This is a genomic window from Halopseudomonas salina (assembly GCF_014637955.1).
Lineage (GTDB): Bacteria > Pseudomonadota > Gammaproteobacteria > Pseudomonadales > Pseudomonadaceae > Halopseudomonas > Halopseudomonas salina.
Map to the genome: position 1 here is coordinate 103533 of NZ_BMFF01000006.1, position 17688 is coordinate 121220.

General features: G+C 56.8%; 12 protein-coding genes. 7 read left to right on the forward strand and 5 right to left on the reverse strand.

The features are described from left to right. The first annotated feature begins 120 nt into the window (after positions 1-120). The 5 genes from rbfA to IEV54_RS14095 all read left to right on the forward strand — a co-directional run bounded on the left by rbfA (position 121) and on the right by IEV54_RS14095 (position 5717). The gene (gene rbfA, locus IEV54_RS14075; RefSeq protein ID WP_150278772.1) at positions 121-507 is read left to right on the forward strand and encodes a 30S ribosome-binding factor RbfA; all 387 of its coding nucleotides are present in this window, start codon (positions 121-123) and stop codon (positions 505-507) included. Positions 508-511: 4 nt separating this feature from the next. After that, positions 512-1432, forward strand: a complete 921-nt coding sequence (truB, locus tag IEV54_RS14080; protein WP_150278771.1) for a tRNA pseudouridine(55) synthase TruB — start codon at positions 512-514, stop codon at positions 1430-1432. A 400-nt stretch (positions 1433-1832) separates the two neighbouring features. Continuing rightward, positions 1833-2102 (forward strand): 30S ribosomal protein S15, encoded by a 270-nt coding sequence (gene rpsO / locus IEV54_RS14085; RefSeq protein WP_150278770.1) that lies wholly within the window; start codon positions 1833-1835, stop codon positions 2100-2102. Positions 2103-2189: 87 nt separating this feature from the next. Then, positions 2190-4298: a polyribonucleotide nucleotidyltransferase gene (pnp, locus tag IEV54_RS14090; protein ID WP_150278769.1), complete on the forward strand. Its 2109-nt coding sequence runs from the start codon at positions 2190-2192 to the stop codon at positions 4296-4298. Between the two features lie 177 nt (positions 4299-4475). Next, the gene (locus tag IEV54_RS14095) at positions 4476-5717 is read left to right on the forward strand and encodes a hypothetical protein (protein WP_150278768.1); all 1242 of its coding nucleotides are present in this window, start codon (positions 4476-4478) and stop codon (positions 5715-5717) included. A gap of 174 nt (positions 5718-5891) precedes the next feature. On the opposite strand, the gene IEV54_RS14100 is transcribed toward IEV54_RS14095, so the two are convergent. Next, entirely contained in the window at positions 5892-7346 is a 1455-nt protein-coding gene (locus tag IEV54_RS14100; RefSeq protein ID WP_150278767.1) for a catalase, read from the reverse strand. Positions 7347-7588: 242 nt separating this feature from the next. On the opposite strand from IEV54_RS14100, the gene IEV54_RS14105 reads away from it, so the two are divergent. Beyond that, complete coding sequence (locus tag IEV54_RS14105; protein WP_150278766.1) at positions 7589-8287, forward strand: nitroreductase; 699 nt, start codon at positions 7589-7591, stop codon at positions 8285-8287. A 164-nt stretch (positions 8288-8451) separates the two neighbouring features. Continuing rightward, positions 8452-10344 carry a putative bifunctional diguanylate cyclase/phosphodiesterase gene (locus IEV54_RS14110; RefSeq protein WP_150278765.1) on the forward strand — a complete coding sequence of 631 codons (1893 nt, stop codon included), beginning with the start codon at positions 8452-8454 and terminating at the stop codon, positions 10342-10344. A 6-nt stretch (positions 10345-10350) separates the two neighbouring features. Here the strand turns inward: IEV54_RS14110 and IEV54_RS14115 are convergent, their stop codons facing one another. From IEV54_RS14115 to IEV54_RS17385, 4 genes are all read right to left on the reverse strand, one after another. Then, positions 10351-11223: an MOSC domain-containing protein gene (locus IEV54_RS14115; protein ID WP_150278764.1), complete on the reverse strand. Its 873-nt coding sequence runs from the start codon at positions 11221-11223 to the stop codon at positions 10351-10353. Positions 11224-11281: 58 nt separating this feature from the next. Continuing rightward, complete coding sequence (locus IEV54_RS14120) at positions 11282-12412, reverse strand: sensor histidine kinase (RefSeq protein ID WP_150278763.1); 1131 nt, start codon at positions 12410-12412, stop codon at positions 11282-11284. Positions 12413-12681: 269 nt separating this feature from the next. After that, positions 12682-14790, reverse strand: coding sequence for a putative bifunctional diguanylate cyclase/phosphodiesterase (locus tag IEV54_RS14125; protein ID WP_150278762.1), 2109 nt, complete (start codon positions 14788-14790; stop codon positions 12682-12684). 134 nt (positions 14791-14924) lie between these two features. After that, positions 14925-17069: a molybdopterin oxidoreductase family protein gene (locus IEV54_RS17385; protein ID WP_223825529.1), complete on the reverse strand. Its 2145-nt coding sequence runs from the start codon at positions 17067-17069 to the stop codon at positions 14925-14927. Positions 17070-17688 lie beyond the last annotated feature (619 nt).

A 17688-nucleotide genomic window follows, 5' to 3' on the forward strand; every position in this document is an offset into this window, starting at 1 on the left:
CTGCAGGCGGTGATACACGGCAGGCATCGGGCTCAGCGCAAGCTGATCCGGGTGCTTGCCGTTCACGTTTGCGATGTTCCGCTTTTTTAGGCCGCCTGCGGGCAGCCAGAGACAGATTTTATGGCGAATGAAAACAGTCGTACCCACCGCGTAGCCGATCAGATGCAGCGCGAGCTGGCATTGTTGATCCAGCGCGAGATCCGCGACCCGCGGCTCGGGATGATCACCATTACTGCGGTCGATGTGAGCCGCGACCTGGCGCATGCCAAGGTCTATATCACGTTGATGAACAAGGACAGCGATGAGGAGATTGCCGAGAACCTTGCGATCCTCAAGAACGTGGCCGGCTTTCTGCGTATGCAGCTGGGCAAGGTCATGAAGCTGCGCAGTGTTCCGCAACTGCACTTTCACTACGACGAAAGCGTACGCCGTGGTGTGCATCTGTCATCGTTGATCGAACGTGCTGTAGCGGAAGATCGCGAGCACCAATCGGACGGCGAGGAGTAGGCTTTTGTCGGCACCACGCAGCAAACGCCGGGATATCGACGGCGTACTGATTTTTGATAAGCCCTTGGGGATGACGTCCAACGCCGCCCTGCAAAAGGTCCGCTGGTTGTTCAACGCGGCCAAGGGTGGACATACTGGCAGCCTGGACCCCCTGGCCAGCGGCGTTTTGCCCCTGTGTCTCGGTGAAGCTACCAAGTTTTCCCAGTATTTGCTGGATGCGGACAAGGCCTACATAACCGAAGCGCGCCTGGGCATGACCACCACCACCGGAGACGCCGAAGGCGATGTGCTGCAGACCCGCCCGGTGAATGTCACCCTGGCTGACGTCGAGGCATTGCTCCCGCAGTTCACCGGTCCGATCGAACAGATTCCGCCTATGTATTCTGCGCTAAAGCACGAGGGCCAGCCCCTGTACAAGCTGGCCCGCGCGGGGGAAACAGTGGAGCGCAAGGCGCGATCTGTTACCATCAGCAAGTTAAAGATTTTGAGCCTGGAAGGCGACCGCCTGCGGCTTGAAGTGCACTGCACCAAAGGCACCTATATTCGCACGCTGGTCGAGGATCTGGCCGAGGCCCTGGGATGTGGCGCGCATGTGTCGGAACTGCGACGCATACAGGCCGGGCCTTTTGACCTGAGCCAATCCGTGACCCTGGAAACCCTCGAAGCGTTGCACGCCGAGGGCGGACATGAGGCACTGGATCACTTGCTGCTGCCCAGCGACAGTGGGCTGGAAGACTGGCCCTCAGTCGAGCTCACCGAGCAGACGGCCTATTATTTGAACCACGGTCAAGCGGTCATGGTTCCGGACAGTCCGGCATTCGGCATGGTGCGTTTGCGCGACCACACCGGACAGTTTATTGGTATCGGCGAGATTACCGACGACGCCCGTGTAGCACCGAAGCGGTTAATGCGCTTCAACGGATAGACAATGGATTCCCGCCTGCGCGGGAATGACGGGGTGGGAGTCAGGAAGCACCTGACTCGGTCAACAGAAACACGCCGGCCCGGAATAAACGTCATTCCCGCGCAGGCGGGAATCCAGGCGGACTCAGCTGAACTACACTGAGCCCCGAATTAGCGTCATTCCCGCGAAGGCGGGAATCCAGGCGGACTCAGACGAACTACACTGAGCCCCGATTTAGCGTCATTCCCGCGAACGCGGGAAACCATGTTGACCTGGGCCAATACGCCGAGTCAGCAGCAAAGAAGTTGACCCATCAGGGTCGCGACGAGGGTGGCTGTTAACAGGCACGGTCATACCTCGATTTAAAACACGGGTCACTCCAAGTGATGTGCCCGGCCTGTTCACTCAGAGGAAAGCTATCATGGCACTGAGCGTCGAAGAGAAAGCTGCAATCGTAACTGAATATGCCCGTGGCGAAGGTGACACCGGTTCTCCGGAAGTCCAGGTAGCGCTGTTGACTGCAAACATCAACAAGCTCCAGGGTCACTTCAAGGAAAACAAGAAGGATCACCATTCCCGTCGCGGTCTGATCCGGATGGTAAACCAGCGTCGTAAGTTGCTGGATTACCTGAAGTCGAAAGACATTCCGCGTTACAGCAGCTTGATCAGCAGTCTGGGTCTGCGTCGCTAAGCGACAAGCCCCATTTGGACATGATCGGGTCCGAAACCCGGTCGTGCCCAGAGTTTCCCAAAGGCAAAAACAGAGAGAGAAGACACCGTGAAACCGGTTATCAAGCAATTCAAATTAGGCAAAAACACCATCACCCTGGAGACCGGCCGCATGGCCCGCCAGGCTTCTGGTGCCGTTCTGGTCAGCGTCGATGATGCAGTCAGCGTTTTGTGTACCGTAGTCGGAGCCAAGAAAGCCGACGCCGGTCGCGACTTCTTCCCCCTGTCCGTGTTCTATATCGAAAAAACCTACGCCGCCGGCCGCATTCCCGGCGGTTTCTTCAAGCGTGAAGGCCGTCCTACCGAAAAAGAGACCCTGACCTCGCGCCTGATCGACCGTCCGATTCGTCCGCTGTTTGCCGACGGCTTCATGAACGAAGTCCAGGTGGTCTGTACTGTCGTCTCCACCGACAAGACCACTGATCCGGATATCGCCGCGCTGATCGGTACCTCCGCGGCTCTGGCCATTTCCGGTATTCCGTTTGATGGCCCGATTGCCGGCGCACGCGTTGGCTTTGACGCCAACAACGGTTACATCCTCAACCCGACCTACGAAGAGCAGAAGACCTCGCGTCTGGACATGATCGTTGCCGGTACTGAAGACGCCGTGCTGATGGTTGAATCCGAAGCTCAAGAGCTGACTGAAGATCAGATGCTGGGCGCCGTACTCTTCGCCCACATGGAATTCCAGCCAGCGGTCCAGGCCATCAAGGAGCTGGCTGCTGAAACGGGCAAGCCGCGTTGGGATTGGCAGCCCGCTCCGGAAAATACCGCACTACTGGATGCCATCAAGGGCCAGTTTGGTGCCGGTATCTCCGAGGCTTATACCATTACCGACAAGATGGCCCGCTATACCCGCCTGGGCGAACTGCGTAACCAGACCATCGAAGCCCTGTCCGGTGACGAAGAGGGCAAGCCCTCTGCCAGCGACGTCAAAGATGCCTTTGGCGTTATCGAATACCGCACCGTGCGTGAAAGCATTGTCAACGGCAACCCCCGTATTGACGGTCGCGACACCAAGACTGTGCGCCCGCTGAACATTGAAGTCGGCGTACTGGGCCGCACCCACGGCTCGGCACTGTTTACCCGTGGCGAGACCCAGGCCCTGGTGGTTACCACTCTGGGTACTGCACGCGACGCACAGCTGCTGGACACCCTGGAAGGCGAGAAGAAAGATCCCTTCATGCTGCACTACAACTTCCCTCCCTACTCGGTAGGCGAGTGCGGTCGTATGGGCGGCACCGGTCGTCGTGAGGTTGGTCACGGCCGTCTCGCGCGTCGTGGTATAGCCGCCGTGATGCCGAACATGGATGACTTTCCCTACACCATCCGCGTGGTATCGGAAATCACCGAGTCCAACGGCTCCAGCTCCATGGCCTCGGTCTGTGGCGCTTCTCTGGCTCTGATGGACGCTGGTGTACCGCTGACTGCCCCGGTAGCCGGTATCGCCATGGGTCTGGTCAAGGAAGGCGACAAGTACGCGATCCTGACCGACATCCTGGGTGACGAAGACCACCTCGGCGACATGGACTTCAAGGTGGCCGGTACCGCCAAGGGCGTCACCGCTCTGCAGATGGACATCAAGATCAAGGGCATCACCGAAGAGATCATGGAAAACGCGTTGGCCCAGGCTCTGGACGCGCGCATGAACATCCTTCAGCAGATGAACGAAGTACTGCCAGCCTCACGCAAGGAGCTGTCCTCCAACGCTCCGACCATGATCAGCATGAAGATCGACTCCGACAAGATCCGTGACGTGATCGGCAAGGGTGGCGCAACCATCCGCGGTATCTGTGAAGAAACCGGCGCCTCCATCGACATCACCGATGACGGCTCGGTCAAGATCTTCGCGCCCACCAAGGACGCCGCCAACGCAGCCAAGGCACGGGTTGACGAGATCACCGCAGAGGCGGAAATCGGCAAGATCTACGAAGGCAAGGTAGAGCGCATCGTCGACTTCGGCGCATTCGTCAACATCCTGCCGGGCAAGGACGGTCTGGTTCACATCTCCCAGCTCGCCAACACCCGCATCGAGAAAGTCACTGACGTGCTGACCGAAGGCCAGATGGTCAAGGTTCTGGTGCTGGACGTCGACAACCGCGGCCGTATCAAGCTATCCATCAAGGACGTTGAAGCAGCCGAGGCCAGCGGCGTCTAAACCACGCCCCGCGCCACACAAGCCCCGGCCTCAAAACCGGGGTTTTTTATGCCTGCAGAAAACGCCCCAACTTTGCTAACGCCACCCCCCGTGCTATATCTACATCACTGGCCAAGCCCGCTTGCCAGCACTCTACTTCGGGGGAAACGTCACAGATAAATCAACGGAAGGAACGCTGTGCAGGATAATCCCGTAATTCGTGATCTTGGTGAGCCCGAGACACTTGAAAGCCTTTATCGAGCTGAGCCGGCCCGGTTCAGAAAGTGGCTGGACGAGGCGATTTTTCACCAGCCCGCTTCTGAAACCCTCCGTGTCTGGGAAGCGAGGCTCAGCTTTGCTGAGCATGCACCTTCCGCCGACGCTTTTGGCACCAAGCTGTTTGTTATTGTCGTTGCGTTGATAGCCGGAACACTGGTGAAGCTTCATGCGCTCCCGTTTGTGGAGGATGAATGGTATCTGCCCCGCTTTGTACCCTTGATCGTAATCGGCACCTTGATTGTCTACTTTCTGGCAACATCTGCGCGTAGTAGCTCCCGCATGTCATTGAGTGGTCTGGCAGCCTGTGTTGCGTTAGCGGCGTTACTGCCGTCTGCGGAGGGCTCTGATACAGTCACCATGGCGTTCATTCACCTGCCACTGGTTGTGTTGTCCGTACTGGCTCTGGCTTTTATGGGTGATGACTGGCGATCTTCCTGGTCCAGGTCGCTTTACGTACGTTATCTGGGCGAGATGCTCATCTATACCGCCATCATTCTGCTGGGCGGGATAGTGTTAACGCTGCTGACCTTTGGCTTGTTCCAGCTTATCAATATCAATATTGATGAGTGGTATGCGAAATACGTTGTTGTGTATGGCCTGGTTGCCTCGCCGCTGGTCGCTACCTACCTGTACGACGTGCCGCTGAACCGCGATAGTCGGATTGCGACACTCATCGCCAATCTCTTCGCGCCCCTGATTCTGCTGACCATCGGTATCTACCTGCTTGCGATTCTGCTCCAGGGTACGACTCCTTATTCTGACCGGGATTTTCTGATCACGATTAATGGTTTGCTGCTGGTCGTGCTGGCCATCGTCATCTACTCGGTAACCGGGAAAATCACGGAGTCAGGGAGCCGCTCTTCGGACATGATCAACATGATCATGATCACTTTGACCCTGGTTATAGACGCGTTTGCCTTGTCCGCTATCGTGTTCCGTTGGGCCGAATTTGGTATTACGCCAAACCGCGTTGCCGTTACTGGCGTCAACCTTCTGGTCTTTATCCACCTGCTGATTCTCCTCAAAGACTATCTGGCTTATAAGAAGCTACGTGTCACCAGTGAGGCACTGGTTGAGTCGGTGACTGGCTATTTAGCGGTGTACACGGGCTGGTCTGTGTTTGTCGTTATTGGCTTGCCGCTGCTGTTCTGGTTCAGTTAAGTATCGGGGTCGTATGGCGTGTCTGGGGGCGGCCTCATTAATTAATGAGTTGGTAGGGCTGGTAGCTTGACGAGGTGCTTCTCCCAGGACGGCGCTAAGTTCGCTCATTCAAGTGATCACTCTGAAATGAAAAGACCCGCCTTCAAGGCGGGTCTGCTCGTTTCAGGAAATGGCTCAGCTGGTTTTTATCTTCAAGGCGATGCGATCACCGATGTCCTGGTCAATATTGCGCCAGTATTGCAGTGAACGCTCCAGCACCGGAGGTGTCACGCCATCTTTTAGGTGGCCAGCGACGTTGTTGACAAGTCGCTCGCGTGCCGCATCGTCCATTACCTCCCGAACCATGGTGCCGGCCTGGCCAAAGTCATCATCTTCTGCATGCAGGGTATAGGCCTCGCGTACCATGTTGCCGCTTGCACTCCAGGTGTCTACGGTTGGGTTCAGCGTCGGGTCAGCTGCCGGTCCGCCCTTGGAGTTGGGTGCGTACACAGGATCGGTGACGTTATCCATGCGCATGGCGCCATCCTTGCTGTAACTGTTCACGGGGCTCCTGGGGCGGTTGACTGGGATCTGCTTGTAATTGACGCCCAGGCGCGCACGGTGTGCATCGGCATAAGCGAATACCCTGCCGAGCAGCATCTTGTCTGGGCTGAGGCCAATACCGGCCACCAGATTACTGGGTTCGAATGCGGCCTGTTCGATTTCCGTGTGGTAATCCGTTGGGTTGCGATCGAGTGTCAGTTTCCCTACTGGGATGAGCGGGTAGTCGCCATGCGGCCAGACCTTGGTCAGGTCGAAGGGGTTGAAGCGATAAGTCTCTGCGTCTTCGAACGGCATGATCTGCATGTGCAGCGTCCAGCTCGGGTGATCGCCGCCCTTGAGCGCTTGGTAGAGGTCGCGGGTGTGATAGTCCGCATCCATGCCGGCCATCTTGTCGGCTTCTTCCTGGGTCATGCATTCGATGCCCTGGTCGGTCTTGAAGTGATACTTCACCCAGAACTTCTCGCCCTGGGCATTGACCCACATGTAGGTGTGGCTGCTGTAGCCATTCATGTGGCGCCAGGTTTTCGGAATGCCGCGATCACCCATCAGCCAGGTGACCTGGTGGGCGGACTCGGGTGACAGGGACCAGAAATCCCACTGCATATCATGGTCACGCAGATTGGTGTCGGCGCGGCGCTTCTGCGAGCGGATGAAGTGCTGAAACTTCATGGGGTCACGCACGAAGAACACGGGGGTGTTGTTGCCCACCATGTCGTAGTTACCTTCGCTTGTGTAGAACTTCACCGAAAAACCTCGGGGATCTCGCCAGGTATCCGGGCTGCCACGCTCACCGGCAACGGTCGAGAAACGCATCAGGACATCAGTTCTGGTGCCGGGTTGAAACACGGCCGCCTTGGTAAAAGCACTGACGTCATGGGTCACCTCAAAGTGACCAAAACCGCCACCGCCCTTGGCGTGAGGCTGACGCTCCGGAATGCGCTCACGGTTGAACTGCGCCATTTGCTCGATCAGATAATGGTCGTGGAGCATGATGGGGCCGTTGGGGCCGATTGTCAGCGAATGCTCGTCGCTGGATACGGGAATGCCTGCATCATTGGTTGTTGGTTTCGGCTTGTCATCAGACATATCAGCTCTCCATTCGATTTGTTGCGGGCCGGGCAGTAAACCTGTCAGTCTCTTGGCTCCCGGACTAAAAATGATCACCAGTTCTTTTCTCTGGCTGATCCGTTCGACTCGTGGATTGGGTATAAATCAAAAATAAATATGTAACCAGTTGTGGCTGATTGCGGTTAACCATGACCTTGATTGATTTACCCGAATGTTCGGTTATACATTTGGTTCTCAAAAACTCACTGAGGAGACAGGGTTTGAATTACGAAGATGTCGTCTTTGGACGCCGCAGTATTCGCGCTTTCAAGCAGCAAGCCGTTCCACGTAACGTGATTGAGGAAGTCATTGCGCTTGCCTCCCGCGCGCCTTCATCGATGAATACCCAGCCCTGGCACCTGCATGTGCTCACCGGTGAGCCGTTGGATCGTATCCGGGCGGAGAATACCGAGCGAATGCTCAAGGGCGTGCCGCCCTCCAAGGAAAGCCGGGGCGTGGGTGCCTACGAGGGTGAACACCGTGACCGGCAGGTGGAGATTGCTGTGCAGCTGTTCAAGGCCATGGGCATCGCCCGTGACGACAAGGAAAAGCGTCAGGATTGGATCCTCCGAGGTTTTCGGCAGTTTGATGCACCTGTCTCCATTGTGGTGACCTACGACCGGGTCTTGCAGGAGGGCGATATCGCCCAGTTCGATTGTGGTGCTCTGGTTAATGGCCTGGTGAATGCGGCCTGGTCTCGCGGGCTGGGCTGTGTAGTTAACAGTCAGGGCATCATGCACTCTCCGGTGGTTCGCGAGCATGCGGGTATTCCCGAGGACCAGGTGATTCTGATCTGCGTGGCAATGGGCTACCCGGATGAAGAATTTCCAGCTAACGCTGTGGTATCCAAGCGTCGTGACGTCAATGAGGTGGCGACCTTTGTCGGTTTTGACGAGATGGTTTCAGAGTTGAACAAGTAGGTTGAGGGTGGCTGGCTGATGCATTCTTACGAGTAAAGTCGATGCGATGAAGCCCTCTCCCTCTACCTGAATGAAGAACGAATGTCGTAGACTAGCGAACTAGTTAGCATTCCCATTCACACGTCCGCTTGACGGAGTTATTGCCTCAAGGAAATAGAGGGCCCATGTCTTTAACACCCAATCAGAATGATGAAGTCAATACGTCTCGCGCATCAGTGAAGCTGGCAGCCGGCAAGCAAGCCAGGGTTCTAGTCAACATCCTGTGTGTGGTAATGACGCTTGTGGGGGCTCGAGCGATTGCAATGGGTGGGTGGTTGGACGCCTCGTTGATCGGGGTTGGTTTGGGTTCTGCTCTGGTATGCCGTTTTCTGTTGTGCAGGAGAGAGAGCGAGATTGCCGTTCCGCTTCTTCTGGTTATTCTTGCGGTGATAGTGAGCATGTCGCTGTGGTTCAACCAGGGACTGTATAGCGGTGGTTTGCTTGCCTACCCGGCATTGCTGGTAGTGGCAGGCATTATCGCCTCGGCCCGGCTCTTTATTTCTTTACTGGTAATCATGCTGTCTACCGTGGCGGTTGTCACATGGTCATCTATGAGTGGGCTGCAGGATTATCAGGCAGCTCCCCATGGCCTGGGCCGCTTCGTGGTGGTGAGTAGCCTCTTGCTCATGTGTGCGTCGGTTGTCTGGGTCCTGATCCGTGACCTGCAGGTGACGCGGGTTCACCTGGATGACGAGATGCTGCGGGTAAAGGATTCCCAGGCGAACCTGACACACCTGAGCAGACATGACGCCTTGACCGATCTACCCAACCGGCTACTGATGCAGGAACGTTTCGCAGAAGCCATTATGCTGGCCGAGGAAGAGGGTACACGGGTAGCGCTGATGAGTTTCGATCTGGACAACTTCAAGATCATCAACGATTCACTCGGCCATGCTGCGGGCGATGAGTTGCTTCGGCGTATCGCTGAGCGCCTCAAGGGCTTGATTCGCGGCTCCGATACGGTCAGCCGGCAAGGTGGTGACGAATTTCTGGTGTTGCTGGGAGATGTGGACACCCGTGAGACTCTTGAGCTGGTCGCACGCAGATTCCAGGAGCTGGTTGCCCGGCCGCTTGTGCTTGACGATATCGAGCTGGTGACCTCGCTGTCGATCGGCATATCAGTGTATCCGGATGACGGTGAGGATTTCGGGACGCTATTGAAAAAAGCCGAACTGGCCATGTATCAAGCCAAGGCGGCAGGGCGAAACGCCTATTGTCTGTTCAGCGAGGAGATGAGTACCAATACCTACGAGCGTTTGGGTATCGAGCAGGATTTGCGTCAGGCTCTGGGGCGCGAGGAGTTCAAGCTGCAGTATCAGCCGATTGTCGATCTGCAGAGCGGTGATCGCGTCATCGCGGTGGAGGCGTTGATACGCTGGCACCAGCCAGAGCGGGGACTGGTCGGGCCCACCCTGTTCGTCGGGGTGGCAGAGCAGATGGGGCTAATCGTCGAAATTGGCGAATGGGTTCTGCATGAAGCCTGTCGCCAGGCGATGGCTTGGCGCGCAGCGGGTTTGCCGGATCTGGTCATGTCAGTCAATCTTTCGGCTGTTCAGTTGCGCAGGGGAAATCTTGAAGCAGTGGTGCGCGCAGCGCTGACAAGTTCGGGGTTGCCGCCACAATATCTGGAGCTGGAGCTTACCGAGTCCATGCTGCTGCAGGACTCGGATGCTTCCCTGGTGCTGTTGCAGAATCTCAAAGGGCTGGGAGTGAAGTTGTCGATTGATGATTTCGGTACAGGTTATTCGAACCTGTCCTACCTGCAACGCTTTCAGGTCGACACCCTGAAGATAGATAAATCTTTTGTTCAGAATATCGGTGAAAATGAGCAACATCGGGCCATTGTAAATGCCATCATCCAGATGGCTCACAGCCTAAATTTGCGCACCATTGCCGAGGGGATAGAGGATCTGCCTACCAGACAGCTCCTCGCAGACCTGGGTTGTGACCGGGGTCAGGGGTATCTGTTTGCCAAACCTCTGGTGGCAGAAGATTTTGCCGAGCTGGCTGTGGGGTGATTCAGGTCAGAGCGTTTCCAGCCACACTTCCTCGCCCACATTCAGCAAACTGTTCCCGTCGATTGCCCCGTATATTCCGAGATTCTGTTCCGCAGCCTGCACGATGCTGCGCAGGATACTTTTGTCAGTCTGCAGATTGGCCTGGGCGCGGGTGACGGCGCCACATCGAGGGGCGGTCCCGGTGCATTGAATGGTCGTGTCGCCAATGCGCAATTGTTTACCCAACCAGGTCTGTTCGATCAGTCCCTCCATGCCAGGCAAGGTCTCAATCACCAGGTTGGGCCGGAACCGCTCCACGTCCCAGTCGGCGTTACTGTTGATCTGCTGCATGTGTTGCAGGCTGGCGCTGGTCAATATGTGAAATGGCGAGACGAGGAAAAAAGTACCGGGTAGCGATACAAATTCCTGCATGTCCGGGGGGAGGTTATCCAGATCCGGCAGCGGCTCGCCAGGTTCACGTGTAAAGGTAGCCTTCAATTCCTTGAGCCAGGTGGTCGCATCGGCCTTGTGACGTCTGAAGAAAGCCGCGTTTTCAGGGAAGGGCCGCAACGACTGCAAGGTACTAGCGTAGCCGATGGTGTCGGACACCTGTTTATGTACCGAGGGGTCATCACTGCCCAGTACTATCCCACCCGGGAAGCTCACATCTACCTGCCCACTCAGATCGCCATGATTATCCAGTCGTTGGCTCGCCCGGCATTTCAGCAGGTCTGGCCGAAACTTGCAGCTCTGGATTTCCTGGCGCTCCAGGTCCTGTACTGCCCAGGTACGGTCCCCGAGCAGGCCGTTCGCTGAGAGATGGCATTGCTGCATGCTTTCCCCTGCCATGCCTTTGACCGGGTAACGCCAGATTGATTGAACTGTGCCGACTTTCTGCATGGGTTCCCTCCGTTATTGCCCCGAGCCCTCAATGATAGGAGTACTAGAGGCTAGTCGCCTAGGCTCCTCTGGGTAATTCGACCCTGAATACTGTTCCTGCGCTGCTGGACTCCACTTCAACGCTGCCGTTATGCGCCTGAGCCAGTTCCTTGACGATATAGAGTCCCAGACCGAGATTCTTGTTCGGGTTGCCTTTACCGACATGCTTACGGTTCGAAATCTCGAAGATCTCCTGATGCTGGGATTGCGGTATGGGCGCTCCCTGGCTTTTGACTGCGAGGGTCACGCTGTCGTCCTTGCCTTCACAGCTAACGATTATTTCGCCATCCGCGGCGCCGTGCTGCAAGGCATTATTGATCAGGTTCTGACAAATCTGCCCGATACGACTGGCATCCCAGTTCCCGGTGCAGTCACCAGTCACCACGCGAGTCAAGGTGTGGTTGAGCGTGGCGGAGCGAAACTCCTCGACCAATTGACGAGTAATCTCAGCGAGATCGGAAGGCTCCAGCTGAATATTCAGGCCTTCCCCGATCCGGCTTTCGGTGAAGTCCATCAGATTGTCCAGCATTTCCTTCATGCGCTGTACGCTGGCTATCATGGTAGACCCGAGCTGGTTCAGGCTGTTATCGGCATCTTCCATATTCTTTAGCTTGGCCGCGCCAAAACTGAGAACTTGCAACGGCGATCGAAGATCATGGCCGAGCATTCCGACAAAAATATCGGAGTTCTCGGTCACTGCTTCCGTGTATCGTGCAACGGATTCTGCCAGGGCCTGGTCTATGGCTTCATTGAAGCGGATAAGATCTTCCATTTCGTCGGCATACTCATGCTGGCGTGTGCTTTCACCCTTGAACCACAGACGGAGCACGCTGGCACGCAGCGCTCGATATTCCGCTACCAGAAGGCTGATAGAAAATCCTGCGCCCAAGCGCTCATCGGCATGCACTTCGGCGGCTGTGTCTGCTTCAGGATCCGTGGCGGTGCTTTTACCGTGTGACTTTTTTTTCCGTTCCTGTTCGGTCTGGGCCGTATCCATGTCTCGGACAATGTTATTCAACAGGTCTCTGGCGTGGTCGCGTAACTCGATTACCTCCATTTCCCCGCCAGGCGGCTGGATGATCCGGGCGAAGTCCTCCCATTCCTTGAGTATGGCTTCCATGTTTGAGGAGATAAACTTGTGTAGTCGCATGGCGTGCGGGCTCTGGCCTGATTGATGAAAGTTCACAGGGCGAAATATCTAGGCCCGGATTGCCGCGACGGGCGGGCTCAGTCAAAAGCTGTGCCAACAGGAAGCTTATTGACTATACGGCGGCGAATCGCTCAAAGCCAGTGACTGGGCCACCACTTTTTAGCCGTAAAACCGAAAATTATTGGTCGTACGAAGTTTGTTTGCTGTTGGGGGGCACCTGAGTTGAGTCGAATACGTTTTGCCGGAGCCATCATGCTCCCTTGCTTGCCTCAGGTGACGTTCTGTTGGAGTACATTGCCTGGCCCGGGTGAAGGGCCGAGCAGGGTGCAGAAAGCCTCACTGGTCACCGCGCAGCTGAAATAGTAGCCCTGATAGATATGGCAGTCCTGTTGTTGCAGGAAGGCCAGCTGTTCGGCCGTTTCCACACCTTCAGCAATCAGTTCCATTTTCAGACTGCGGGCCATGGCAATAATGGCGCGAACAATTTCTGCATCGTTACTGTCGTGGGTGCAGTCGTTGATGAATGACTGATCAATTTTCAGAAGATCCACGGGCAGGCGTTTGAGATAGCTGAGCGACGAATAGCCGGTGCCAAAGTCGTCAATGGCAAAACGAATGCCTATATCGCGCAGTTCGTTCATTTTTTCCACGGTGTCGGTAATGTTGTGGATCATGATTCCTTCGGTGATTTCCAGCTTCAGGCATTGGGTCGGAATTTGCTGGGCCTCAATGGCGGCTGCAACACGGGCCACGAAGTCGGCCTGACGAAATTGCCGTGGGCTGATATTGATGCTGAGGCTGAAGCTGTCTGCAGTGATCAGGCCCTGCTTGAGCAGGTGAGCAATAAAGCCGCACGCCTGGAGAACGACACCGTGGCCGGCCTCCAGAATCATGCCACTTTCCTCCAGAACATGCATGAAGGTGGCGGGGCTGATCAAACCCTGTTCGGGGTGCTGCCACCTCAGGAGAGCCTCCGCGCCGATGATCTGTTGCGTGCGGGCGTCAACTTGCGGCTGGTAATGCAGCTCGAACTCCTGGGCGATCAAGGCGTTGCGCAGTTCGGTTTCCAGTTGCAGACGCTGACTCACCACCACCTGCATCTGCGGTTCGAAAAAAGCAATGTTGTTGCGACCACTTGCCTTGACCCCATAGAGCGCGGTGTCGGCATGCTTGAGCAGATCCTCCGGCGTGTTGCCATGTTCGGACGACAGCGCAATGCCAATGCTGCAACTCAACTGCAATCCGTGGCCCTCGATGCGCATGGGCGCAGAAACGGCCTCAAGTAAATCAGCCGCGCTTGCTCTGGCATGCTCGGCAATTTGCCCGTGGTCTCCTGAAAGCCCGGTGAGCAGGATGACGAATTCGTCGCCGCCCAGCCGCGCGACCGTGTCGGCTTTTCGCACCCCCTCTTGGAGACGTCTACTTACCTCCTGCAGCACGGCATCGCCACAGCCGTGGCCCAGGGAGTCGTTCACGCGCTTGAAGTGGTCCAGGTCAAAGAACAGGAGGGCGCAGCCGAGACCATGGCGTTCGCCAAGGGCCAGGTGCTGTTGTAATCGGTCCTGAAGGAGCATTCGATTGGGCAGATCGGTCAGCGCGTCGTGATAGGCCTGATGCTTGATTCGTGCTTCGATGTTTTTCTGTTCGGTTACATCCTTGAAGCAGGAAAGAGTGCAACGATCGTCACCAATCAGGATAAAGTTGCTCGATACTTCGCAATTCAGCACCCGGCCGTCTTTGGCAATGAAGTCGATGGGCTCGTTGCGCAGACAGCGCTCGCGCATCAGCTTGTCGATGATCGCAGCGCGTTTCTCCGGATAACGCCAGAGCCCGATATCCATTGCGGTTTTGCCGATGACATCCTGAGGTACATAACCGAAGACCTCTGTAAATCGATGGTTGATATCGGCTATTTGCGCGCTGCGCTTGGCAAAGAGTACATAGGGTTCGGGTGAGTCTATGAATAGCGCGGAGAACTTGGCTTCACTCTGTTTCAGAGTCAGTTCGGCGTTGCTGCGCTCGGACATGTCGTGGGCCATGGCCAGACGGCAGGCCTGACCATTGAGATCAATCTGTTCAACATAAACGAGGCAGGGTTTGGTTTGACCGTCCAGGCATTTGAATCGGGCTTCGCACTGCTGCACGCGGCCAGTTCGGGAAAAGCGCTCGATGAATTCGTCGCGCTGTTGAGCGTTGACCCATATCGGAAGTTCGGCGGAATGCCGGTTGACGATGTCTTCGGCATCCCAGCCAAACAGCCGCTCGAATGCCGGATTGATCACCAGAACGCGGCTGTCTTCAATACGGGTAAGCATGCAGGCAACAGGCAGCCGCTGGAGCAAAACGAAAAAGTTATCGTCTTGTTCGCGGCCGCTCATCAGGATGTCTGCCAGGGTGCGCTGGCCACCAAGCCATAGATATTCATTTTCTTTGCTCTTTTTATTATTTGTTCAAAGTAGCGCTTTGCCATGCCAGATACAAGATAGTGATGAATGCGCCGGGCGATGGCGTCTCAGGCCGCCACAACCGACACAGGTATCCCGTTGAGCACCGCGTTACCTGATAACACGTCAACCACCTGATCATCTGTTATGTCGTTGACGTTGATGCCCGGGTTGCTCTGGGCGACGCGCAGACTGACACCCTCGCGGTCGTGACCCCAGCCATGTGGCAGGCAGACTACCCCTGGCATGATGTCGTCACTGACCTGCACGCTGACCAGCAGCTCACCGGTGCGCGACATGATGCGTGCCTGTTTGCCATTGGCCAGACCCAGGCGTTCAGCGTCAGCGGGGTTGATCAGCAGGGCGCAGCGATCGTTGCCTTTGACCAGACGCTGACTGTTGTGCATCCAGGAATTGTTGGTACGCAGGTCACGCCGGCCGATAAGCATCAGCTCGCCGTTCTGGGCTCCACGCAACTCGGCCATGGCACGGCCCAGGTCCGCGACCAGTTCGGCCGGCGTCAGGTGCAGTTTCTTGTCAGGGGTAAACAGGTAGCCGGGGAAGGACTCGCGCATGGGTCCAAGATCCAGGCCATGTGGGTAACGCTTGAGTACCTCGACGCTCAAGGGCTCTTCACGCTTTACTGGCTGGCCACTGTTGTATTCACTGAAGCCCTGACCGTAGGGGCCGGTCTTCAGGCCATGATCGAGAATCTGCTCGGGGCTGGGCATTTTGCGTCCTGGTGCGCCATCGGGGTTTTTCAGCGCAGCAATACGCTCGGCCAGGCCCTGCACAATATCCCAGTCACAACGGGCGCCCGCGGCCGGCGCGAAGACCGGGTCGCTGAAGCGTGCCAGGTTACGCACGGCGAGCATGTTGAACACGATGTCGTACTGTTCGTGCTCCAGCGGTCCGGTAGGTGGCAGGATGATGTCGGCATGCCGTGAAGTTTCGTTCAGATAGAAGTCGATCGATACCATGAATTCGAGTTGTTCCAGCGCCTCATCCATCTGCCGTCCGTTGGGCGTGGACAATACCGGATTACCCGCCACGCAAACAAAGCCGCGTACCTGGCCTTCGCCGGGGGTGAGCATTTCCTCGGCCAGGGTAACTGCGGGAAAGTAGCTATCGAATTCCGGCAGGCCACGCGCCCGGCTTTGATAAGTATTGAAACTACCCATGGGTCGGCTTTGGGCCTTGTTGAAGGCCGGCGTGGTAAACATCATGCCGCCGGGGCTGTCGAGATTGCCGGTGAGGATGTTCAGTACCAGCATCAGCCAGTGGTTTAGCGCGCCATAGCTCTGGGTGGAAACACCCATGCGGCCGTAGCAGACGGCACATTCGGCGGCGGCAAAGTCTTCAGCTATGCGCTTGATCTCATCGACAGCAATACCACAACGGGTGCTGACCTGCTCAAGCGTTACACCCTCAAACAGTGGCGCAAGGGCATCCCAGTTATCAGCCAGTTCATGCAATCGGCCAGGCTTGGTCAGGTCCTTGTCGAGCACGTGACGGATCAGGCCGAGCAGGAAGAAAGCGTCAGTGCCGGGACGGATAAACAGGTGCTGGTCCACATAGCGCGCGGACTCTGTGCGACGTGGGTCGACGAGGATCACTTTGCCACCGCGCTCACGAATTCGCTCGAGGCGTTTGAGAATATCGCCGGCTGTCATCAGGCTGCCGTTGGAGGCTGCCGGGTTGGCACCGAGCATCAGCATGTATTGTGTGCGGTCAATATCTGGAATGGTAAATAGCTGGCTGTGGCCGAACATCAGATAGGACACCAACTGGTGCGGCATCTGATCCAGTGATGCTGCTGAGGAGATATTGCGAGTACCTATTGCCTTGCGCAAGGAGCCGGATGCCAGCATCAGACCCAGGTTGTGCGAAGAGGGGTTGCCCCAGTAGCCGGAAATGGCGTCATCGCCATGGCGTTGCTGAATATCCACCAGTTTGGCTGCGACCTTGTCCAGAGCGCTGTCCCAGTCTATGGGCAACCACTCGCCATTGACCTTTTCCAGCGGCGTACGCAGGCGGTCCGGGTCGGTATGCAAATCCTGCAAGGCATAGCCTTTCGGACAGATGTGCCCTTCGCTGTGAGGGTCATCCGGGTCGCCATTGATCGATAGAATCTGTTCGCCCCGGGTTTCGATGACGACGCCACACATGGCCTCGCACAGGGTGCATGCACGGTGATGGGTTTTGACCGGCATCCTGGCCTGTTCTGCCTCACGCTCCCGTGCCTCATGAATAACGCCCAGCATCTCCTCGATCTTGACTATCTTGCGGCGGGTTCTGCCCTCGATTCGGCCCCGTGCCTGTTCGTGCTGATCCAGCAGGCGCCAGTCAGCCATGCTGACGGTATTCACATCGCGCGCTTGCAGCAGGGTAGTGATTGCGGCATTAGCCAGCTCGGGCAGGCTGTTGCCCAAGTCGTCCAGCAGGCGCTGAACGCTTTCGGTTGCGCACTGACGGTTACTGCCGATCACGCCGCTGGCGCCCCGCTTGATCCAGCCCGCGACGTAATCGCGGCTCTCGATATGGCCGCTGACACGTCCCTGGTCGTGTTGCATAACTCCGCGGCCGGTATCAAAGGGCAATTCGTCGATTGCCGAACCCTGATAGCCGATGGCATGCACCACCAGTGTGGCGGGAATATCCAGTGTCTGTTCCGATGGCTGGGCCACCAGTTGCCCTGTTTCGTTGCGGACCAGCTCTGTGCGCTGGGCATGCACGGTGCTTACCTTCCCGTCGCTGGCGCTAAAGGAGGTAGGGCTGGTGTAGAACATGAACCGGATGCGTTTGCCCGGGCCACGGGGCCGGCCGGCGATT